The following is a 23,920-nucleotide window of genomic DNA, read 5'->3' on the forward strand; positions in this document are numbered from 1 at the left end:
GTCATCGTTACTGTGCAAGCATAAACGCGCCGGCAGCCCGTACCGGAACCAAAGCACAACAAGAAAGAGGACGTCATGGCCGATCTTGATCAGACGGAAGATCCCAAGGATCTGCACGAACAGATCGAGCAAGAATCCGGTCATGCCGGTGCTGAGGCGGGTTCGGGACAGGCCGAGTCCCCGCAGACTGCTGCTCCGGCAGAGCGTGAAGCGGCAGTTGACAAGTCGGCACAACAGCCGGATGCGCAGACTGCAGCGGATACAACGAATACAGCTAATACAGCGAATCAGGAAGCGGCTGAGAGCGCAATGAATCGCGGGACAACTGAGAGCGCACTGGGCAATGATGCGCAGGCTGTGAAGCAGGAGATGTCCGAAACGGCGCAGGCTAATGAGACGGATGCGAACAGCATTGCCAGCAGTTCAGAAACCATTGGAACGGTGGACGGGGAGACTGCCGACACTGCGCAAACTGGTGAGTCTGGCGAACAGAACAATGACGCAACCGTTCAGCATGCAGCCGACGAAGCGGCTGATCAGCCCGCTGCTGAAACGGGTGGGGAATCTAGTGCCGAAACGGCCGGCGAGACTACTGCTGAGACGGGTGGTGAGGGCGCCTTGGAAACGACCGACGAACCCGCTGCCGTGACAGCTAACGAATCTGCCAAAGATTCTGCGGCCATGAGTGCAGCCAAGGGCGCGACGAAAGCGGCACACAAGCATCGCGGAGTGCATGCGCCGCAATGGTGGGTGCGTTACAAGCAGACGAAGTTCTATCAAATCTGGGACAAACGCATCAAATTCTCGTATGGCGCGTATGCCGTCGTGTTCATTGTCGTGACGCTCGTCATGGACATGTTCCAACTGTGGGGTACGGCTATTGGCAGCACCTATGATCCTAACGGTCCAAGCTTGTTGCATCAGGTGTTCAAAGCCGAATATATCTGGCTGTCAAGCACCTCGGGCTGGCTCAATATGATTGGGCTCGCGTTGATTTATTTGGCCGTGATCTGTGTAATCAACCGGTTCTGGGTCGCCACAGGTATTTTTGGCGCTGTGATGACGGTGTTCGGCATTGCGAACAAAATCAAGATCGCGTTGCGCAACGAACCGATCATCCCGTCCGATTTGCTGTTTATTTCCGGCGGCCAGGGCGGCGAAATCACTTCGTTCGTGTCAGACGACATGAAAAGCCTGGTCAACGCGGCCATCTGGTTCGTGGTGTGGTATGTGATCATTTGCTTTGCGTTGCAATTTATTGATAAACGCCGCGCATTCATTTATTGCTCCTGGATGCATCCGATTCGCAATGCCAAAAATATTTGTGGCACGTTGGGCCGCATCTTGGCCGCCGTGCTGAGCGTGGTATTGCTCGTGAATTACGCCTGGGGATTGTCGGACACTGAATCAGCCTCGTACCGCTTCACGTCGAAGACATTCGGTTACTCGCCAAAGCTCTGGAATGCGCTCGAAGATGCCCAAGCTTCGGGCACGGTGTCCACATTCTTGAGCCTGACGAAGATGCGCGCCATGGAAAAACCGGACGCCTACAGCGAGCAGGAAATGAATAAGCTTGCCGCAACCTACCGCAAACAGGCTGATGCGATCAACGAGCAGCGCAACACGCAATTGACCGACAACACGGTCATTGCCATTCTGTCGGAATCGTTCTCCGATCCCACGCGCGTGCCCGGCATCACCATGAGCGAGGATCCCATTCCGTTTGTGCGCCAGCTCAAGAACGACACGACGAGCGGCATCATGCTGTCGAGCGGCTACGGCGGCGGCACTGCGAACCTCGAATATCAAGAGCTGACAGGCCAAAGCATGGCCGTGTTCGACCCAAGTATGCTGGCCCCCTACCAGCAGCTTGTGCCGAAGCTGCGCTCGATTTTCACGTTCAACCAGATGTGGAACCGCGCTTGCGGCAGCGAGAAATGCTCCGTCGCGTTCCATCCGTACCAGAAGAACTTCTATATGCGCGATTCGAACTATAAGAAGTTCCAGTTCTCATACTTCAGGACGCAAGACACGCAGCCGCCTGTCACGCATCAAGATACTTTGGAAAACAGCTGGGTCGTCAGTGATGAAGCCGCGTACAGGGACGTGCTTGACGAGGTCAAGTCGAATGACCTCAACCAGTTCGTGCAACTGATCACGATGCAGAACCATGCGCCGTATACCACGCAATACCCGGACGACACGAACCAGTTCGTTGCCGCCAACACGTCCCAAGGCTTGTCTGGAGACGAGAAGCATGCCATTGATGTCTATACGAAGGGCATCAACTACACCGACAAGGCCACCGAGCAGTTCCTTAACGAACTGAACACAATCAACAAGCCGATCACCGTCATTTTCTATGGCGACCATCTGCCTGGCATTTACAGCACGGCACAGAAGAATCCGGCCAATGATCTGGCGCTGCACGAGACCGACTACTTCATCTGGTCGAACACGAAGGCACGGGAAACCAACAAGTCAATGGTCGACCATCCGGGACAGTACTCAACATCGAACTATTTCATGGCGCAAACGGCCACGCATCTCAACGCCAAAGTCTCGCCGTATCTGGCGCTGCTGACCGAGCTGCACCAGGCCATTCCGGCCATGGTGCGCATCGCTCCGACCGACGGCAAGTGGGCTCCGGGAGACACGGTGACCGTGATCGACAAGGATGGCAATCTGATTCCCGAAAGCCAGCTCGACGAGCATGCCAAGCAGTTGCTGCATGATTACACGCTCGTGCAATACGACATGACAGTTGGCAACCGTTACCTTGAAGGACAGCAATTTCTGCAGCTGCCGGATGCGCAGTGAGCAGCAAGCAGTGAGCAGTAAGCAGTGAGGGGACAATCATGAGCAAACATGCCGCTTCCCATACGAACAATGGCCATAGCCAAGCGCAAGGGCACGGGCGAGGGCGAGACCAAGGCCAAGGCCAAGGCCACGGGCACGGGAATGTCAGCCCGACTGTCATGAAGCGCCGTTGGCCATGGGTTGTGGGCATTGTTGTGCTGCTGCTCGTGGCAGTCGGCGTGGTATGCGGCATATTCGCATCCAAAATCTATGCAGAAGCCAAAGAAGTCAAGGCGCATGAGGAACGCGCCATGTCAATGATTGGCAACCTGTCCGATATAGCTGATGGCAATGCCTTGGACAGCTTGCAGGCCAACATTCCTCAAATCCAGCAGCAAACCCAAGCCGCTGCCGACATTGTGCAGCAAAGCCATTGGGGGTTCGCCAGTTCGCTACCGTGGATCGGCCAAGACATTACCACGGTGCGCGGCATGGCCGTGCAAGTCAACAACATCATGCAGCAGGACCTGCCTCAGTTCGTTGACGCGTTCAATGAGCTGACGCAATCGGATTTGAGCGCTGGTGACGACCAGATCAATCTGCAACCGATCATTGATGTGCAGCCCAAGCTGACCGCTGCGAACACTGGTTTGCAACACCATGTCCAAGCATTCGATGCATTGCCTGAGGGCAACATCTCCATGGTGTCCGACGCCTATCAGCACAGCAAACAGAAATTGGATGGCATGGCCACGAAGGTGGACCAGATCAGCAACACAGTGAAAGTGATTCCCGAATTCCTGGGGCATGGCGATGGTCCGCAAACCTATGCCGTCATGGCCGCCACTACCTCCGAAATGCGTTCTTCGGGAGGCCTGATCGGTTCCGTTGGCGAGCTGACCACCGATAACGGCCATATTGCTATAGGCGATTTCCATTCCAATGCGGATTATCTGAACGGCAATGGCGGTTCGGCCACGGGCACGGCGGATGAGCAGCGCATCTTCCAAAAGGAAGGGCCGTTGCGCATGTCGTTTGACATCCGAGACCTTGCCGTGTTCCCCGATACCGAACGTGTGGCGCAAGGTATGCAAGAAGTATGGGACCGCACAGCTTGGGGCATGCAAAAACCGTTGGATGGCGTCATTCTTGTCGATCCCGTGTTTGTGCAGGAGCTCGTGCGCATCAACGGTCCTGTCACGTTACCGACCGGCCAGGTGCTTAACGGCGACAATACAGCGGAATATCTGCTCAACACCATTTACAAGGATTACCCGAACGAAGGCGACGCGATGGATAGCGTGTTCGGTTTGGTCGCCACGCAATCCATTGGCGACATGTTCCATAATCTCAACGTCAAAAAGCTGTTGCAGATTGGCGACATCATGGGCGCCATGGCGCAGCAACGACATTTCTCCATGTATGCGTTCAACAAGGATACGGAACAGACTATTGCGCAAGCCGGCTTCACGGCTTCCACACCGCAGGATGCCACCAAACCGCAAGTCGGCATCTACCTGACCGAGCAGAACCCTTCCAAGATGGGCTGGTATCTGCAGCGCAACGCGACCATCACCAAACAGGATTGCAACAAGAGCGGTGCACAGACCTACCATGTGCAATACACGATGCATAACACCATCACCACGCAGGAAGCCAAAGACCTGCCCTGGTACATCACGGGCGTCAACCCGAACGACCGCGGCAATTGCCGTGAGAAAACGCTGTTATATGCGCCAAAGGACGGCTCGATCAGCAACCTGACAGTTACTGGACTGGCTGAAAAAGCCACGTTCAAGCAAGACACAATGAATGGTTCGCCCATTTACCGCTCCACCATGGTCATCAAACCAGGCGAGACCGCCACGATCAGTTTTGATGTGACTACCAGTGATCAAGCCACATCGGATCTGACGATTGATCAGACGCCAATGGGCTGGCCAGGTGATGCCACCGAGTTGGCTGTGCTCGGCTGCAAGAAGTGAGCTGCAAGGGGCAGCGCACCGTAAGGAGGCGTAAGGAGGCGTAAGGAGATATAAGAGGCCGGGAACCGTCAGGAAGTTGCGCCAGCGAACAGCATCGGATTGCTTTGGCATATACTGCAACCATGCCACATGCACAGCAATCTTTGAAGAACGGCACTACTGCCGGCAACCAATCCGCAGCTTCCAAGGCAGCCAAGGCAGCCAAGGCGTCCAAGGCGTCCAAGGCACCCAAGGCATCGAACAAGCCCGACGAAACTTGGCAGGTCGTCAACCGCGTCGTCTACCCCGTGCGCGACGAGGATTTGACGATGCCGCTGTATTGCATTGAATGGACTCGCCCGCATCTGACCGATGCTGTGCTCGACCCTCGCGTCGACACGCGCGCGCTTAACTTCAAAGCCATGAACAAGACGACATTCCAGCGTCTCGTGGGTGAGGGCGTCAATCCGCACGCCAACACGGCCCAGCATGACGTGTTCAGCACGCTTGGCCGCACAGGATTGCGCATACAGCCCGGTCAGCATGTTTCGTTATGCACGTTCTTCAACGCGTTTCCCGCCAGTTATTGGCGCCGCTGGACGAACATCACGGCCGTCCGTTTCGTCGCATGCGTGCAAGGCCACGGCCAGATCACGCTATTCCGCTCCACAGGGCGCGGCCTGTTCTCCCCCGCCGGCACGATTGCCGTGGACTGTGAGGAGCCGACCACCGTCACGTCCGACCTTGATTTGCATGGTCTCATGGACGGCGGGTACTTCTGGTTCGACGCCAAGGCCAGCGAGAGCGACTCCCTGACCGTCAGCGACGCCGCGTGGAGCGTGCCCGTCGCCGACCGCACGGCTCAAGAATCGACGACACTTTCGATCGCGATCACCACGTTCAACCGCGCGCCTTACTGCATGAATCAGTTGAAAGCTATTTCCGCTGAAGCACCATTGCGTGCCCGTCTCGACACAATCTTCTGCACGGACCAAGGCACCGATCTGGTCAAAGACCAACCCGACTTCGACCAGGTGGCAGACGAACTGGGACCGCAATTGACCTATATCCGCCAAGCCAATTTTGGTGGGTCCGGCGGCTTCTCGCGCGGCATGTATGAAACGCTCAAAGCTGGCACATCGTCGTATACGCTGCTGCTTGACGATGATGCGATCAGCGAGCCTGAATCGATTTTGCGTGCTGTGCAATTCGCCGACTATTGCAAGAAGCCGACGATTGTGGGTGGCGGCATGCTGCATCTTGACAATCGCACGGTGCTCTACACGCAAGGTGAGCGGTTCACGCGTAACAGTGTGTGGATGGCTCCTTCAGATGGTTTGCCGTATAACCATGATTTCGCAGCGTTCCCGTTGCGTGACTCACCCGAACGCCATCGTCGTGTGGATTCGGATTTCAATGGTTGGTGGATGTGTCTGATTCCGACGGCCATCATGAAAGACATCGGGTTGAGCCTGCCTGTGTTCATCAAGTTTGATGACACGGAATACGGCCTGCGCGCTCTTGAACACGGCTATCACACCGTATGCCTGCCTGGTGTGGCCGTATGGCATCAGGCTTGGCATGACAAAGATCCGTCGCGTACGTGGGAGGAGTATTTCTTCCAACGTAACCGCTGGATTTGCGCGTTGCTGCATGAACCTAAGCCGAGTCTGCGGTTCATGTACGAGATGTTCTATGGCGATGTGAACGTTGGGCTCAAATTCGTCTATTCGGCACTCAAACTGCGCCATATGGGATTGCGTGACATTATGCGTGGCCCGCAATACATTGTCGATTCGATGCCGGGCAAGCTCGCCGAAGTGCGTGAAGCGCGTCAAGGATTTGCCGACACGACCATGCTGACCGACCGCGACGCGTTGCCGGAGCCGCGTCGCGAATTCTCTGATGATTTCAAACCTGAAAGTTTTTCCGCTACGAAGATTTCGGGTCTCGTGGCCATTACCAAAGCGTTGCTTTCACGCGGCGATGGCACTGTAGACACGCAGCCCGACATCGCGATTCCGGCGCGTGACGCATTCTGGCGCTCCTACGACGGCATCAATTCAGCCGTGGTGACCTCGCCTGACGGATCAAGCATCGCCTGGTGCCGGCGAGACAGCAAGGAATACCGCAAACAAATCAAGCGCGGACTGTTCCTATCGAATGAATTGCGCAAGCGCTGGGAACAACTGTCCGAACAGTATCGCGCTTACGACATGGCCAGTGTGGCCGTGTGGCAGCGCATTTTCGAGTCGGGCGCGGCCAAGCCGGCTCAATAAAGCAACGCCAACGCAATATAGCCTCAATACAGTCTCAATACAGTTAGGCCGGCTGGAACAGGAATCCAGCCGGCCTAACTGTATAACGGCCAATCACGCGTTGGCGCTGGCACTGGCATCCGTGCTGGCACTGGCGCTAGTACTAGTCCTAGCATTGGCAAACCGTTGGCGCACAGTCTGATATGCGAGTGCCAATCCTCGCGCAATCTGTACGGTGCCATAAGCGGCCAACGGAATCAACAGCAAGAAGAACGGCAGCGTATACACGCTTTTGGCTTCCCATAGCAGATAGCACAGGAATCCGCCAATGAAGCCTGCACTCAATGTGGTCGCGGTAAACACGAATGCGGCGTCCAACGCCTCATGCCGTTGGCGCACGAGCTTGACGATGATTGCGATGACACCGATGAACGCGGTCAAATAGAGCATGCTCTGGAACACGTTCATGTACTGGAATGCCAACGAGTCGGGGCTGATAGCCACCAATCGGGCCAACGTACCCGTGAACTGTGAAGTCGAATCCCCTAGCCCCGAATAATACAAGGATTCAAATGTCGGATCGGACCATTCCCCGATCAACTTGGTATGGAAGAAATCCCACGCTTGGGAAGGATTACCTTGCAGCTCTTGGGTGCGCTGCACCAACCATTGCTTGATCAGCTGTTGCTGCAACCCGTAATCGCCATCCGCTTTGTCATAGATTTGGATTGCGGCACCGGTCCACCAGCCTTCACGCTCCGGATACCGCTTGTCTTGACTCAATCCCAGCATCACCCAGGACGTCATCGGCATGCCTTTGCCATACGTTTGGCCGCTCACATGTTGCACATAAGCCAACGGCAGCAATGAAGACAGCTTGTAGCCGACTGCTCCCAGTCCCGCGCCCCATGGGATTTGCCAATAGCGTTTGTTGCATAGCGCCGCCAACACGATGGCAATGATCGCAGCCAACACCACAATCACATACGTGGATTTGAACATGATGCCGAGTGAGCACAACGTGAATCCCGCAAACATCACCAATGCCGAAACCCATGCGCGTGCAACGTCCAGCGAGCGCACCACCACACAAATACCAGCCAGCACCAATCCGAAACCGACCATGTTCGTGTATACGAACGCGCTGATGAACGTCATTGGCAGGAATCCCGCAACCAGCAGCGCGCAGATTGCTGTACCGAAATTGCCTAATCCCAACCGTTTGGCCAAATACCACAGGCATCCAGCAATCAGCGTGCCAAACACCGCGTTGCACAATTGGATACCCCAAATGTTGTTGGCGCCAAATATCTGGAACACCAACGCGAACCATAATGCGGGCCCGCTCTGGAACGGATACATATGCAAATAGCGGTATGACGACGGCACGCCAACGTCACAGTAGTCCATCGGATGCGGTCCCGAGCAGGCGTCCGCGGCAAAAGAACCCATTTGCGAAGGGTTGAGTGGCATGCCGTTCAATCCGTTGATGCCGTTGGCAATCGACATCAGGCTCAACGAATCGTTGTATCCGTAGTTGTACAAACTCAATGAAGCGACCCACACGATTTGCGCCACGGTCATGTATACCAGCAATGCCGCCACAACAATACGGCCCGGCACCCGCTTCAACAACGTGCCAGCCGCAATGCATACGCCAAGAAGCACCACGAGCATCGTATAAAACGTGAACGATGGAGCTCCTTGGAACACGTGGAACCGTTCCTCAGAGCCCGCACGGCAAATCATGGCGCCATGGCAACGTTCGGCATCGAACCGTTTGAACGCCACAGTGCTGCCAAAAGACAGCCACACCAGAAAACCGACGAGCAGGAATTGCAACGCCAAAGCGGCGACCATCAACCATCGCGGCAAGCCATTGTTCCACCACCGTGGGCCATCATCAAGACGAGGACGCGGCAATTGCGCTGTCATGAACACTTCCTTCTGCTCTACCGGGCTTTTCCCTGCTTCTCAACAAGTTCCGTTCAACGAGTTCCGTTCCTTGTTGCGCACAATTTACGCGTGCCCATTATATATAGCGGCACGGTGCAGGAAAGCCGCCATATCCTGTCGAATCACCGTGTTTGTTGGCCGATACGTGCCATCAGCAAAACCAGTGGCAATGCCATTGGCCGCACACCACCAAATCTCTTTGGCATGCGGCGTGCTGGCGTTGACATCAGCAAACCGCGTTTGTTCGGCAGCGGAAGGCGTATACGCAGGCGAACCAGCTAGGCGATACAGGAACGCGGCCATGTCCTGACGGTTCACATGGTTCATCGGCCTGTAGCTGCCATCATCAAACCCCGTCGTAATGCCGGAGGCCGCCAGCCACCAAATCTCTCTGGCATGCGGCGTGCCAGCGCCTACATCCTTGAATCGTTGCTTCTGGGCAGCCGTTGGCGTGAACGCCGGCGACCCGGCCACACGGTACAAGAACGCGGCCATATCCTGGCGCACCACCGTGCTGGCCGGACGGTATGTCAAATCCCCGTATCCAGTCGTCGTGCCGTTCGCACGCATCCAATCGATATCGGCGGCGTGGGCTGTGCTATGCATATTGACATCGCGGAACACGTACCGGTCGAACGCGCTCGCATCCACCGCTCCGGTAATCCCCCACACATCACCTGCGTCCGTATACTGCCAGCCGCGCGAGCCCTGATAGCTGGATGGATACGCATAATCAAAGTTCGGCTTGTATTGCGCCACCCATCCCGTTCGAGCGCGAATGCTGGGATCGTTGAGTTCATGGTTCAGGTAGTCCATGTAGCTGTATACCTGCACGTGCGTGTAGCCGCGTTTGGCCAGCGTGTTGAAGAACGCGTCAACAATCGGCTTGTATTGTGCCGCGGTCGTGGGATGCCGGTGTCCCGTCCACGTCCATTCCTCAAGATCGTAGAAAATCGGCAGCATGTTGTCACGGATGCCGTATCGGTCCATGACGTCCGCCACATAGTTCGCTTCTTCACGCGCGAACTGCGCGTCATACGCGTAGCTATACAAATACACGCCGAACGGCAGCCCCACTTTGCGCACGCCCTGCAGATTCTGCGCGAATCTCACGTCATCATTCTCGATGCCGTAGCCGAGCCTCAGCACGGCTCCGTCCACTCCCGAACGCACGACTTTTGTCCAGTCGACCGCCTCTTGATGCTCGGAAACGTCAATCACTTTCATCGCATCCGCCGAGAACACCTGTCCATTGCCCTGGCGCACCACGCGTTTGCCGTTCGCGTCCGCTTCCCAGTTGGGCCGGTCCGTAAATCCTCGCGCCGAGTAAAACCTTGGGGCAGGTTCACCATCTTGGGTTGCGCCCGACCACATGTGCGTCGGGTTCGGCGGTACATCCGCCGTCACCATCGCGCTGGTTTCATTTGATAATGATGATTCCTCAGCCAGTGCCAATGGCGTTCCAAACGTTGCCGTCATCGCCAACGCCGCTATTGCGCCAACCACTGTGCTGAACTTAAGCGAATGGCGTGAATCTTGTGCATGACGCATTCTTCTCAACTCCATCTCTTGCCGCCAAGCCCGTAAGCTACCCATTGTGCCATCTTCTCAAGCATTCACCTGAAAAAGTAATACACTTCTCGCATAGCATCCACATCGTGAGCATCTTGCGCAGCGTGGATTTACTCATTACTGCGCCTACTGGCACAATAATGCGGCGGCATCGAACAGTTTCACCGCCGATGATGCCAGTAGCGGCCAGCCACCAGATTCGACGCGCGTGCGGCGTATTCTCGTTGACATCCGCGAATCGACGCATTTGCTCCTGGCTCGGCGTGAGGTCGGGAGCGCCTCTCGCATAAAGATATTCTCCGCGAATCAACGACCGTATAACACAGCGGCATCAGCACGGATCTGATCGCGATATACGAAGCGTTTGGACACATCCGCAAAGCCTTGTCCGGGTTCAGGAATCACGTCGGCACCAATGGCGATTGGCGTCCAATGCGACCCCATACGCAGCACAGCATCATGCTTGACGTCGTAATATCCGGGTTTGACGACCATGTAGGAGCCACTGGCCCCTACGGCAGCAGCCAACAGATGCGGATGGTAGCGCGTGGAAAGCCAGCGCTGGCCTTCACGGGCAGGGAATCCGTCTTCAAGCAGCAGTTGCATCGGGAACAGCACCGGCGTCCAGCCGGCCTGCGCAACAGCGGCCAGCACGTCACCCACCTCATAAGGAATGCATTCGACTACGCCGACGCGAGCGCCAGGTTCCACACCCCATGCCTGCAGCGTGCGCACCATCGTGTCAACAACGGACTGCTTGCCGTCGACCAAATCGTTTTGTACGCACACCATCACGTCCGGCAGACTCGCGGGGTCACGATGGTAGACACCTTCCAAACCGTTGACGAAACAGTCATCGGGAGCAACGCGCACGTTGTCCGCGTCTGTGCCCAACGCTTGCGCACTCAGCGCGTCACGGCAGCTGAACAGCTGTACCGCATCAACCACCTGTCGCACGAAATCGAGGTCTTTGTCTTCCAATGGCAAAATGCCTGTGCCTGTCACCATGGCCGGCAGCCCATGGCTCGCCGCCCATAAGGGCGCTGCGAGCCTCGCCAAATTCGCGGGCCACATGCTATTGAGGTATCCGCCGCCCAACACATGCATGCCACGCATGCTGCGTTGTATCAGCCGAATACCAGCGGCCACTTGTGCGGCCATCCCGTCATCATCCAATGCCCTAAGAATATGATCTGCTATGGGTTGCACGGGTTCGGCAGACAAGTTGTCGGATTTGTCTACATGCACATTCTCAACACTTAATCGCGCCACGGTATCCACAACCGTCAATTGCGGATGCTGACCATAGAGCAATGCGGCCGCTGAACCGGCATGCATGCAGTCCATGATGACTGGCGTTTCCGGATGCAGCCACGCTAGATAGCGCAACCATTCACGGGCGATCAGCTCGTCACCATAGTTTGGGAAACCGGCCTCAGCAATCAAGTAGTAGGCTTTGCGTTCACGTTGCGAACGCTCAAGGTTTTCGACCATGCGCCTCAGCTTATGCAATTCATCGAGCATCTGATTGTCGTGGTCGCCAAGTTGTTGCAACCGGTTGCGCAGATCAGCCGTCTGACCGTACAATGCCCGCCTCGTTGCAGGCATGTGGTTGCCCAGGTCAGTACGTATATCCATCTCGGCTTGTTCCTTCCATCGCATCCGCTATCTGCTCACATTGTACTGGGTAAAATTCGTAAATCTTGAGCATTCTGCCCAAACGTTCTTCCTGATTGCTTCTAGAGTACGACACCGGGGTTGCAACGGGCTTTTCTCGTTGGCAGAAATAATAATCTTCCAACCCAGCAGAATCTTGATTGTGCCAGAGCGAAACGGGCCAATCAAGAAACTGCACCCAACGGGTGTTGCGCACGGGACTGAACCTCTATAATTTTTGCTGTAAGCAAACTTTATTGTCGCTCTCGATGATTGCAGATGGTGCAGGGCTGCACGAACGGCGACGCTTACGAAAAACAGAGATTACGAGAGAAGGTGAGTAATCCATGAAACGATTGAATTCCATGATTGCCGCGCTGATATCGATTGCATTATTGTGCATAGGAATACCAGTTGCCCAAGCTACTGAGTTGATAGAACCAAACGTTGCCGCGGAATTGACCCAAGGCCTACCGTCCTCATCCATTACGGACACGGGCGAGACCATACAGCGAGAAGTCAGCGGCGATACGCAATCGCGGCGGTCGAACCGCCGCATGCTTGCCGCACGCGCTTCAATCCAATCACAAAACATCAGTTTCACCGACACTACGGGTAATGTCGTCAGACTCAATGATTACGCGGGCTCGCCGCGCGTGATTATTGGGGGTTCATATTCATGTCCTCATACGCAAAGCGCCGTGGCTGAAGCAGCAGCGCTGACCAATGTGGCCGGGTTTGAGCATGCGCAGTTCTTTGTTATGAATTTTCAAGCTGCCAGTGTTGCAGAGTTTGTCTCGCAGTATGCGCCGAGCGCTTCGGCCCGCGTGCATGTGGAAGCCGGTGAATCCAATTGGACACTATGGAAGCTCATCGATGGTGTTGCCCCAACAACTACTTCCATCAACCTGCCCGCCGTGTTCTATATCGACGGCAACGGCACCATTGTGGACTACACCAACGGTTCCACATCACTACGCGATGGCATGGCGCGGAATTTCGGCTTGGAGGAACCCAACAGCAAAGGCCTGACCACTGACGTTTCGCTTGGCATCTCCGGCGTTACCGTCTTCACGACCGAAACAGTGGACCAGCAAGCCGTGTATGCCAGCGCATTGAACACTGTGAAGAAATGGCGCCAGGACGCATTGAACGACACGGCGATCAAACTGCCATACAACGGCAGCTACAAAACAGTGCGCGAATATCTCAAGGCCGCGGGCATCAGCGAAGCGACCTATCTGAACCCGCAATGGTCACAGACTTTGGAACGCATCGCATTGCAACGCGCCATTGAAATCTACGATTATGCCGGGCTTGTGCATACACGCCCCAACGATGATAGCTGTTTCACGGCCACCTACAACGGTGCCCACGCCAACGGAGAAATCATTGCCGCAGGATTCAGCGACATCGCCGACACTATTGACCGAGGCTGGGCTGGCGGCGAGAAAGCCGACTATATCAAGGAAATCAACGGGCAACCCCATGGCCAAACCGGTCATTATGTCAATCTGATCACGCCGGAAAACCAATATTATGGTTTCGCTGGCGCTAGCGAGAATGCCTACGGCACATCTTGGGCTGGTGAAAGCTCGCAGTCGCTGTCCGGCACGACCACGCCGCTGAATCTCAAAGGGACTTATGAATTTTCTATCCGCGTCAGCGAGGCCAGGCTCGATCAAGGCGTGAACCTTGTGCTGCCTGACCGCATGGCACCGAACCGGACCGCACAGGCCAAAGCCAAATTGGCATATATGAACGGCCGCTATGAATTGCGTGGTGATTGGAAGTCATCCAATACCGCTGTGGCCACAGTTGACGCCAATGGCAACGTGGCAGCCCGTTCGGCCGGAACCACAACGATTAGCGTGACGCAGCATAATCGCACGTATTCGAAGCAGCTTACCGTGGCTACCACTACTGTGTCGTTCGCCGGCAATGGCTCCACTAGCGGCGCCACCAATGCCATCACTGGAGCACAAGACGATGTGGTGACGCTGCCCACAAGCGGTTTCGCACGCACCGGCTACACGTTCACCAGTTGGAACACCAAGGCTGATGGCACCGGAACCACATATCAGGCAGGAGCCAGATACACACTGCCTGCACAGAATGTGACGCTGTATGCCCAGTGGAAGATCAACACGTATACCGTCACGTTCAACGCAAATGGCGGCAGCGCAGTGGCCTCACAAACCGTCACCCACGGCAACAAAGCCAGCGCGCCCGCCAACCCCACACGCACCGGCTACACATTCCAAGGCTGGTACACCGCGGCCAGCGGCGGCACCAAGTTCGACTTCAACACCGCCATCACCGCCAACCGCACGCTCTATGCCCAGTGGAAGATCAACACGTATACCGTCACGTTCAACGCAAATGGCGGCAAGTTCCTGCCGAACAAGGCCGATACCATATCCAAGAGCGTGGATTACGGCAAGAGCGTGACGGCTCCGGCGGCCAATACGATGAGCCGTCCAATAGGTCACCAGTTCTCGGGCTGGTACACGGCCAAGACAGGCGGTTCGAAGGCCGAACTGAGCAAGGGTGTCACGGGCAACATGACGTTGTATGCGCATTGGGACACGATCATGTTCTCCGACGTGCGCCTGCCGGGAGCCGACGGCAAGGGCGGCACCTCGCATGCCGAGCATGTGCAATGGATGGCCGCCTCGTATCTGGCCGACGGTTACGACAACGGCGACGGCACCTATCGCTATGAAGGCTTGACCCGCGTCTACCGCCAGGACATGGCCGCGTTCCTACGCCGTCTGGCCGTTAAGGACAAGATCGGCGACGCCGCCACTTGGACGCCGTCCGCGACCGACTGGAACCGGTTCAAGGATGTGACACGCAACACGCCCCACGCCGAGGACATCCTGTGGCTGGCCCACGCCGGCATTTCCGAAGGATGGAAAGCGTCGGACGGTTCGGCCACGTTCCGTCCGATGGACACGGTCAAACGCCAAGACATGGCCGCGTTCCTCAAACGCATGGCTGACAAGGCCGGTAAGTCTTCCGGAGTGGCCCCCAAGTCGTTCTCGGACGTGACCGACGAGACGCCCCACGCCGCGGAAATCGGCTGGCTTGGCGGCGCGGGCATTTCCATAGGCTATGCGAACGCTGACGGCACACGCCGTTTCGGGGGCATGACACCCGTCTACCGACAGGACATGGCCGCGTTCATGCACCACCTCGACACCCGCCTCACGCAGTGAGAGCCCAATAAGAGCTTGATAAGAGCTCGAATACCATCCACTCCGCGGTGGGCCACCCCATACAGCCCACCGCGTTATCATCCTCCTGCCGCGCCGCACTGGCGATACGATGAAGCCAGCACATATGCACTTTCATGCCTCATCGTTGAGCCATATATCCGGCATGGTAGGAGGTTCTTATATTCATGGCCACCACGCAACGTTCACCGCTCCAGCAGTCGCATCGTTCCACGACGGCTCTGATTATTGTGCTGCTGGCCAGCAATGTGCTGGCTTCAATCGACCAATCAATGATGAACGTCGCGCTTGATGCCACGGCCACAAAGTTTCACGTGGAACTTGCAATGGCCAACTGGACCGTCCTCGGGTTCTCAATCATCGCCGGCACCGTCATCATGGCCGCCGCCGCGCTGCTGGCCCACTTCGGTCTGCACCGCATCATCATGGCCGGACTCATCTTCTCAGCCGCCGGCTCATTGCTAGGCCTGGTGTCTTGGGATTTCTGGTCATTGCTCGCCGCACGCTTCCTGCAAGCCGTCACATCGGGCCTGTTCTTCCCCGTCATTTCCGCAGCGTTATTGATTGTGGCGCCTTCCGGCAAAAAAGCCACGCTGATTTCGCTCAACAGTGCCGTCATTGGCGTCGGCCTCGCGTTTTCTCCCGTGATTTCCGGCGTGCTGTTGACCTATCTCGGCTTGCGTTGGATGTTCATTGTGCCGTTGATTTTATCTATTTCCCTGATTATTGCTGGGCCATTCACATTGTTTGATGTTGAACCCCGTGCGAACCGGCCTGTGGATGCGATCAGCGTCATTGTCAGCTTCATCGGCTTCTTCGCCTTCATGTATGGCCTCAACGATGTGACCAAAAACCTGATGCACGGCCTGATTGGCATGATTATAGGTACCGCCGTCCTAGCCTATTTCATTTATCGGCAAGGACGTATCGCCCATCCGCTGCTTGACTTGAAGCCATTCAAGTATCTGGAATTCGATTGGGGCGAGGCCGTGGCCATGCTGTGCTTCATGAGCTCGCTCTACATGAGCCTGCTGGCGCCACTGTATTTGGAAGGTACGGCAGGGTTTACACCGTTTATTGCCGGATGCTGGCTCGTCACACCGATTTTGCTCTATGCGCTCTCCACGTATATTGGCGGTCGCATTGAAGACAAACGCGGCATCTGGCCCTTGGTGCCTTGTGGCGTGGGCTGCGTCGTCATCGGTTTGACAGGCATGGCGTTCGCGGCCTCAACTCGTAGCGTCATCGTGTTTATTGTCTGCTGTGCCGTGACCTATTTCGGTGTGGGATTCGTCTATGCGCCCATGAAATCACGCGATTTGGAGCTCGTACCCGAAACGATGAGCTCGAGTGCTTCCTCAATCCATTCCACGTTGGCCCAAGTCGTCACGTCGATCGCTTCGGCATTGTTCGTCGGTCTCATGTCGTCCGATTCCGCACATTTGATGAGCCAAGGCGCATCCAAAGCCGATGCGTATGCGCATGGCTTCGTGCACACGTTGCTGATCGATCTTGGCATTGCCATAGTCTCGTTGCTGCTCTCACTCGGATTGGTGCATCTCATGCGCCACCGCCATGAACTGCGGGCACAATAGCCGCACGTCTCATCAAAACTCCAGTGCGATGAAACGCTTCTCCCCTATCTACTGCAATTGCTGCGATATTCAGTGCAATAGGGGGTGTTGGGCAACGGTACCCAACACCACATGCGGAGGATATCCTCTGGCTGCGCGCACAAGGCATCGCCTTCGGATGGCTTGAGAAAGATGGCACACGCACATTCCGTGGCAACCAGACCATCCAACGCCAAGACATGGCGGCTTTCGTGCATCGCTTCGATAATCTGCTCTAAGCACACGTCGTCTACGCAACAGAAAATCCCGTATCCATCAGTAATGGATGCGGGATTTCCATGTACAAGCGTGCACGTTATCAGGCACGCCAGCCAGACATCAATCTATGCTTGCGCCTCTTCGACTGCGTTTTGGAATGCCTCTCGTTGCTGGGCCGCACCGGACTCAGCTTGTTCACACGTGATTTCGGTGAACTCGAGCGCACGGTCGCTGAGCAATGCGTAGCTGTTCGGGTTGGCCTTGTCACGGATTGAGAACGTGCAAGCGTTGTCGTCCAATGCCACGCCGACGGCATCGGTCATGTTCGGGTTTCCTGGCGTCGGCGTGCGCAGCGAGGTGATCAGGCGGAACTCGCCGTTGTTGAACAACGCCAACGGAATCTCGAAATACACGGTGTGATGCCCGTGCTCGGTCATCTTGAATTTACGCGGACCCGAATCATAGGTAATACCGCCACGACGGATGTCGTGCATGGCGATGGCCAGATAGAAGTCGCCGGGCTCGTCGAACTGGTATTCCACAGCGAAACGGAACGTGTCGGAGCTCTTCATCATGAGCGGCGAAACGCCATAAGTACGCAGGATCGGGCAACGCTTGTTCAGCCCGTTCGGGAACACTTCAGGGTTTGCAGCAAGTTCATGGTTGCGCGCCGATTCTTCCTTGCGCATTGCCTCAAGATTGGCCAACGAATACTGTTCGGCCACCATCATCGGGTCGCCAATCGAGGCCACCTCACCTTCCTGGATGAACACGGCACGCGTGCAATACCGCTTGACTGCGCCCATGTCGTGTGTTACGAGGATCACGGTCTTCGCGGGATCCTTGCGGATGTTCGTGAAGAAGTCGTCACACTTGCGTTGGAACGCCTCGTCACCCACAGCCAGCACCTCGTCGAGCACAAGAATGTCACCTTGGGCTTTGATCGCCACCGAGAACGCGAGACGCACCTGCATGCCGCTCGAATAGTTCTTGAGCTTTTGGTCCATGAAGTCTTCCAACTCGGCGAACTCGACGATGTCGTCATACATCGCGTCGACTTCCTCGCTTGTGAATCCGAGCAGCGCGCCGTTCAAATACACGTTCTCTCGGCCTGTCAGTTCAGGGTTGAATCCCACGCCAAGCTCAATGAACGGCACGAGCTTGCCCGAGACTGTCACCGATCCCGAGTTTGGATAGTAAATCTGCGAGATGATTTTCAGCAGCGTCGACTTGCCGCCGCCGTTACGTCCCACAATGCCGAAAAACTCACCTTGGTGCACCTGGAACGACACGTCTTTGAGCACGGTCTGCTCACGGTATCCTTTGATACCTTTCGTCCAGTTGATGAACGCTTGCTTGAGGCCCGTGGCCTGCTCGGTGGGCAGTTTGAAGAACTTCTCCACGTGGTCCACGTCCAGCACAACGGGGCGCTTCATATAATTATTTATGCTGACCACGTCGTTTGCCGTCGTGGCTTCGCTTACCATCGCCTCGCTGCTCATCACATCACCTCCGCAAACTTACGGCTGTTCTTACGGAACACGAACACGCCTAGGCAAATCAACACGACGGTCAACGTCAACGGAATCGCCTTGACCCACCAGGCATGGTAGGTATTCCAGATCGTCGGCTGCGTTTGGGGTGCCAACAGGTTGTGCCGGATGTCCTGGATGGCTTGGGCGATCGGGTTGAGCAACTCGAGTTTGGCCAGCTGCGCGTAAATGCCGCCACGGTCAATGACGTAGCTCAACGGGTAAATGATTGGCATGCCGTAGAAAATGATCTGCTGCAACACTTCCCAGATATGCGCGATGTCACGGAAGTAAACATACATCGTGCTGAACAACAGCGCTAACGCCAACGCCAGAATGTAGAGTTGCAACACGTTCAGCGGTACCCACAGCACTTCCCAAGTAAAATGCACATGGCTGAAGAATGCGAAAATCAACACAACGACGAAGTTGATGCCGAAACTGATCATCGAGCCGATCGACGCTGAAACAACGACGATATAGTTCGGAAAATGCACTTTACGCAACAAGTCGCCACGGTCAACAATGGCGCGCAAACCGATGTTCACAGTTTCCGTGACCATCTGCCATGAGGTGATACCCATCAGCAACACCACAGGATATGTGGGGGTGCCATCAGACATGCGCAGGAACTTGCCGAACACCACATACATGACGGCGAACAACATCAGCGGCTTCAACACGGACCATGCCATGCCCAAGAACGAGCCCTGATAGCGCAATTTGAAATCGGTCTTCACCAAACCGCGCAGCACGGTCATGCCGTAGCCGTAACGGGTTTGCAGTTTGGACGACAACGTGGCCATGACGCCTCTCCTACCTCTCGTCCTGATTGTTGTTTCGGGCGTTGTGCTCCATCGAGCCAATCATTGTACTCGTATGGGCACCTTCAGCTCCCAGGGTCCCATTCTGCGCAGATGCAGAAGTATCGTCCATGGTGTCCAACGCCAACGTTGCCGCAGTCTGAGCCTTGATGAACGCAATCGCCATGACCAGTACGGCGCAAAATGCCATCGGCCAAGTATAGCGGAACTGGTGCATAGGGCTGAGCAGCATCGTGCCCATCATAATCAGGAACGGCGCCAGGTACAGCAGGTTGCGGTATCTGCGCAATGCCAAGCACAACACCAATGCCAACACGGGCAACCATAGCGAGTACAACCCTTCGGTCATCAGCACACCCACAACGGGCAGTCCCGCGTCAATCATATAGAGCTGGCGCGCACGCAACTGGCCTGGGGACGCTTCATGGTCCCGATACTGCGGCAGGATCATCGTGCCGCCTTGGTCTTCCCAACCCCAACGCACCGAGAACCCCTCATCGTAATACGGCGACATCAAGAAGGCTTGGAACAATGACGGTGTGGCTTCAAACGCCGTAGCCGGATGCTGCGCAGCCAGTTTGGCCCATGTCAGCATGAAGTCCCGGTATTGCTCACTCGTCGCATCACGGTTATAGCAATCCTTGGCGCCATCGGCGGTTTCGGTCGTGAACCGTTCTTTGAGTTGATCAACCGTACAGGCGCCGAAAATGGTTTCCAACACGGCTTTATCTTGAGCATCGATCGTGTCGCCATGGCGTAGCAGGATGCCAGCCGACTGCTGCAACGGCACGGCAATCCTTTCTTGTGGACCGCCCGGATAAATATGCAAGGTCGGGTACGCCACTTTCGGAATGGCCATGGAGACGGCAACAATCACGACCATCATCAGGCCAGTGATGATTCGAGCGCGCAGAACCACGAGCAATACAAGTAGCGACGCCAGAAGCACATACACGCCCGTTTTCTTCATCAACCCGCACAGCACAGCCAACGCCACAAGCCCGATGCACAACCACACGCCAATCTTGCGCTGTGCCAACACGCGGCGGATGTACTCGATGAATAGCACGATCCAGACCATAAAGAACGGCAAGAACGTCAAATCCTTGACAATGCTCATCGCTTGGCGGCCATAGATTGGCACGAATGCTGCAAACAATGTGGCGAACACGCCAAATTTCCACGATAATCCGACACTGCCGCACAAATATGTGATTAGTATAGCGAACGCGACGGCAATTAGCGCCACATGCACAACAGCCAGAATCCATAAGCCCAACGCCTCGTTGCCGAGCGAGACGCCCCACTGGTCGAACCAACCATAAATCAACGTCGTCAACCAAGGATGGTGGTCACTCAACGCGAATTGTGCGGGCAAGTCTTGCCTCGATGAAGGATCCCACGCGTGTCCCGTGCGGTACCAGACCAGTTGGGCCACCGTATCGGGGCCAATATTAGCCGGTCCCATCCAGATAATCCATGGCAACCAGCACACCACAATGATCAGCGCCACCAGCATGACAATGCCAAACTGCATGGTGATGAACCATGATTGCGCGAACGAGAACACACGCCACCATGCTTGCGTAACCGCATGCCAATAGCGGGTCAACTGGTCTGTGCACGGTTGATTAGACGCGACATCCTTGGCACGCACAGCATCATCGCGAGTCAACGCCAGTTCCCCCTCATGCTCAGCGCGCGCAATGTGCCAAATCACACAGCGAAACAGGCATACCACCAAACATGATGCCAATACTGACAAACTCGCCCATCGCACGCCGTTGTATACCAAGTACGAAGCCCAGTGCAACGGCCGCCCCGTAGCGAACTCTTGACCATGTTCCGGCACACCCGATCCGGCAGCCATCAACGACCAGGCAATCGGGACGCCGGCGATGCACGCAAGCACGCGCAACCGGACCGACGCATGCAACCACGCCAACGCCGACCATGCCGCGCCAACCATCAAGGCCAACCCCAATATCGTGATCGCCACCGGTCCCGCTTTGCGCACATCACCGCTCGCTTCGCGAAACGCTTCAATGATGCCTGCAGCAATACCCGCACGCGAATGGAACGGCGAGAGCAACGCGAAGGTTGCGCCAGCGCCCACCATCACGCTAAACAACAGCCACAGCAACGGGTGGCGCAACACAAAAGGCTTGTCCACCTCGCGGCACAGTGCGCCGCACATAGGTTCCACGCCCATATTCGACATCACTGCGCCTTACTGGTAGACAAGCCCAACAGCCGCGTTAGCAAACCGCTTTCAGTCCATCTTCAAATAGTGCTTCCAGTACTCCACGCTTGTCAGCTCGGGGCGAGCGGCGCGGTACTCGGCACGCAAACGGTCAATGTTCTGCTTGTAGTACTTCAGGTCACGCTGGTAACGCTGTTTGATTTGCGCATAGCGGGCGGCGTCCTTCGTGCGGATGGCTCCCTTGCGGTTGTACCAATCAATGACCACAAGCTTGTTCTTGCCGCGGATCACGCCTGCCGGATACACCCAGCCGAGCAGTGGAATCACCGCATAGCCGGCGCCACGCGTCTTGATCACGCGCTGACCGTTGTCGGTCACATAATCAGACAAACGCTGCGGAATCGAACGCGGCTTGTCGCCATCGATGAGCTGACGGTCGATCTGCTCCAGGTCGAAGCCGGCCAACTCAGGATCCTGGGAGGCCTGCTGCTGCAGTTCCTGGAAGCCCACGAGCTGTTCCTTGTGGCGGTTGGCCGCCATGAAGCTCTCCTCAGCCTGGCCCGGACGCGCGATGAAGCGCGGTCCCTTGAGGAAGTCTTCGAATGCGTCGAGGCACAACTCAGCGTTGTCATAGCCGAACTTCTTGAGTTCCAGACGGATGTTGCGGTGCAGCTCCTCCATGAAGTCCGAATCGGGAGCAAAGCCCGTCACCGCCTGGGCGATCATCGTGTTGCGCGTGGTCTGGTAGCGCTCCACGGCCGCGTTATATCGCTCATGGAAGCTCATGTGCCACACGCACAGGCTGTTCATCGTGATGAATTCGGTGTTGCAACGCCAACCGTATTCGGCGTCATCGCAACGCACAAAGAACGGCAACGGCAGGCCGTTCTTCTCAATCACAGAAATCGGAATGCAGCAATACCACCACGCGGCGTAGCGCTGGTCCTGCATGAAGCTCGGCACGCGGAACAGTTCGTTGAACACGATGTCTTCGAACTGCGTCAGGCGCAAGCCCGGCTTGCATGGGGCGAACGTGCCTTCCTTCGTCATGAAGCCCGTGTCTTCCCACTGGTCCTCGCCGATCTCATAGTTCAGCATGGCGCCCGAGATCATGGCCGAACGGTGTTCAGGGCTCAGGATGCGCAGCAGGTTGTAGGTGCGCTTGATGCTTTCGGGAGAGACGGCAACGTCATCATCCATCAGCAGGATGTGCGTGGCCTTGGGCTTCTGCTCCATGGCCGTGATCATGCCGCGCGTGAAGCCGCCAGCGCCGCCAACATTGTCGTTCGGCACCACAGTGATGCGCTCGCTACTCAATGTCTGCACGTCGAGTGTGCGGCCGTTGTCCATAACATACATATGGAAATGCTTGGCGATGTCATCATTGGACTCAACAATATGCGTGCGCACAAGGTTGATGTTGTTCTCGATGAAGCTTTCCTTCTTGAACGTCGTTGTCGACAATACGAGTTCCACATCGGTCGGCTCATCAGACAGTTCAAGCTCGTAGTAGCTGTTGCGCAGCTCCACTTGGCCTTCGGTTGCGATTTCAAAACCGACAATCACCATCTCATCGTTGATTTGCAACGGCAGGTCGAGTGTTTGCCACTCTTGCGAGGCTTTCACGGCATGCTCGGTGCCCGGCACGGGAATCGAGTGCGCGGCAAACGTGTCGCCCATCGTCTGACGCACGGTGCAAGCGGCTCCCCTGAGTTCCAGATGCAACGAGAACGCAGTGGCCGTGGTGTACTGGCGCAGCTTCATGACCGACAGGCTATTGAAATAGGTCGTGAAGTCATACAAGCCCTTGTCGAACAACACCCACACACCGTCTTCCTTGGCCGGTGTGACAGGCTGGTTGGCCTTCACATAGAGCGATGGATAGCTGACTGACCTCGGATTGGTTTCCAGCAGCACATTGGCGAACTTCATTGAAGTCATGATTTGGTTCCTCATCAGACGTATGGTTAAAGCCTATTCGTGTCTGTGCGCCATCATAGTCAGACGTGCAGAGCGTGCCGGATCCGCGATTACGCCGCCCGCACAGCGCTGCTGTCATTCGCCGTGCTCTTGAAGGTATACAGG

Annotated in this window: 13 protein-coding genes; 5 read left to right on the top strand and 8 right to left on the bottom strand. The window is 56.1% G+C overall.

Features of this window, described 5'->3' with window-relative positions; translation table 11 throughout:
- The first annotated feature begins 75 nt into the window (after window positions 1–75).
- The 3 genes from BGLCM_RS02445 (at window position 76) to BGLCM_RS02455 (ending at window position 7,042) form a co-directional block, all read left to right on the top strand.
- Window positions 76–2,820, top strand: a complete 2,745-nt coding sequence (locus BGLCM_RS02445) for an LTA synthase family protein (protein WP_006295434.1) — start codon at window positions 76–78, stop codon at window positions 2,818–2,820.
- 158 nt (window positions 2,821–2,978) lie between these two features.
- On the top strand, window positions 2,979–4,784 hold the full coding sequence (locus BGLCM_RS02450; RefSeq protein ID WP_006295433.1) for a DUF4012 domain-containing protein: 1,806 nt from the start codon (window positions 2,979–2,981) through the stop codon (window positions 4,782–4,784).
- A gap of 122 nt (window positions 4,785–4,906) precedes the next feature.
- Complete coding sequence (locus BGLCM_RS02455; protein WP_081927603.1) at window positions 4,907–7,042, top strand: glycosyltransferase; 2,136 nt, start codon at window positions 4,907–4,909, stop codon at window positions 7,040–7,042.
- A gap of 93 nt (window positions 7,043–7,135) precedes the next feature.
- On the opposite strand, the gene BGLCM_RS02460 is transcribed toward BGLCM_RS02455, so the two are convergent.
- From BGLCM_RS02460 to BGLCM_RS08495, 4 genes are all read right to left on the bottom strand, one after another.
- Window positions 7,136–8,956 (bottom strand): glycosyltransferase family protein, encoded by a 1,821-nt coding sequence (locus BGLCM_RS02460; protein ID WP_052295125.1) that lies wholly within the window; start codon window positions 8,954–8,956, stop codon window positions 7,136–7,138.
- 84 nt (window positions 8,957–9,040) lie between these two features.
- A complete protein-coding gene (locus BGLCM_RS02465; protein WP_052295124.1) occupies window positions 9,041–10,528 on the bottom strand; it encodes a GH25 family lysozyme in 1,488 nt (495 codons plus the stop codon).
- A 327-nt stretch (window positions 10,529–10,855) separates the two neighbouring features.
- The gene (locus BGLCM_RS02470; RefSeq protein WP_160268334.1) at window positions 10,856–12,187 is read right to left on the bottom strand and encodes a polysaccharide pyruvyl transferase family protein; all 1,332 of its coding nucleotides are present in this window, start codon (window positions 12,185–12,187) and stop codon (window positions 10,856–10,858) included.
- A 247-nt stretch (window positions 12,188–12,434) separates the two neighbouring features.
- Entirely contained in the window at window positions 12,435–12,815 is a 381-nt protein-coding gene (locus tag BGLCM_RS08495; RefSeq protein ID WP_160268333.1) for a hypothetical protein, read from the bottom strand.
- Between the two features lie 91 nt (window positions 12,816–12,906).
- Between BGLCM_RS08495 and BGLCM_RS07950 the strand changes: the two genes are divergently transcribed.
- Both BGLCM_RS07950 and BGLCM_RS02485 read left to right on the top strand, forming a co-directional pair.
- The gene (locus BGLCM_RS07950) at window positions 12,907–15,426 is read left to right on the top strand and encodes an InlB B-repeat-containing protein (RefSeq protein WP_162176550.1); all 2,520 of its coding nucleotides are present in this window, start codon (window positions 12,907–12,909) and stop codon (window positions 15,424–15,426) included.
- Between the two features lie 185 nt (window positions 15,427–15,611).
- The gene (locus tag BGLCM_RS02485; RefSeq protein ID WP_006295425.1) at window positions 15,612–17,039 is read left to right on the top strand and encodes an MFS transporter; all 1,428 of its coding nucleotides are present in this window, start codon (window positions 15,612–15,614) and stop codon (window positions 17,037–17,039) included.
- Between the two features lie 362 nt (window positions 17,040–17,401).
- On the opposite strand, the gene BGLCM_RS02490 is transcribed toward BGLCM_RS02485, so the two are convergent.
- The 4 genes from BGLCM_RS02490 to BGLCM_RS02505 are packed head-to-tail and all read right to left on the bottom strand — an operon-like array spanning window position 17,402 to window position 23,776.
- The gene (locus BGLCM_RS02490; RefSeq protein WP_006295424.1) at window positions 17,402–18,778 is read right to left on the bottom strand and encodes an ABC transporter ATP-binding protein; all 1,377 of its coding nucleotides are present in this window, start codon (window positions 18,776–18,778) and stop codon (window positions 17,402–17,404) included.
- Window positions 18,778–19,614 (bottom strand): ABC transporter permease, encoded by an 837-nt coding sequence (locus BGLCM_RS02495; RefSeq protein ID WP_006295422.1) that lies wholly within the window; start codon window positions 19,612–19,614, stop codon window positions 18,778–18,780. The genes BGLCM_RS02490 and BGLCM_RS02495 overlap by 1 nt, the downstream gene beginning before the upstream one ends.
- Window positions 19,615–19,624: 10 nt before the next feature.
- Window positions 19,625–21,853 (bottom strand): DUF6020 family protein, encoded by a 2,229-nt coding sequence (locus tag BGLCM_RS02500; protein WP_006295420.1) that lies wholly within the window; start codon window positions 21,851–21,853, stop codon window positions 19,625–19,627.
- Window positions 21,854–21,904: 51 nt separating this feature from the next.
- Window positions 21,905–23,776 carry a glycosyltransferase family protein gene (locus BGLCM_RS02505; RefSeq protein WP_044084621.1) on the bottom strand — a complete coding sequence of 624 codons (1,872 nt, stop codon included), beginning with the start codon at window positions 23,774–23,776 and terminating at the stop codon, window positions 21,905–21,907.
- Between the last annotated feature and the right edge of the window lie 144 nt (window positions 23,777–23,920).

The sequence above is a fragment of the Bifidobacterium gallicum DSM 20093 = LMG 11596 genome, from assembly GCF_000741205.1.
Taxonomy (GTDB): Bacteria; Actinomycetota; Actinomycetes; order Actinomycetales; family Bifidobacteriaceae; genus Bifidobacterium; species Bifidobacterium gallicum.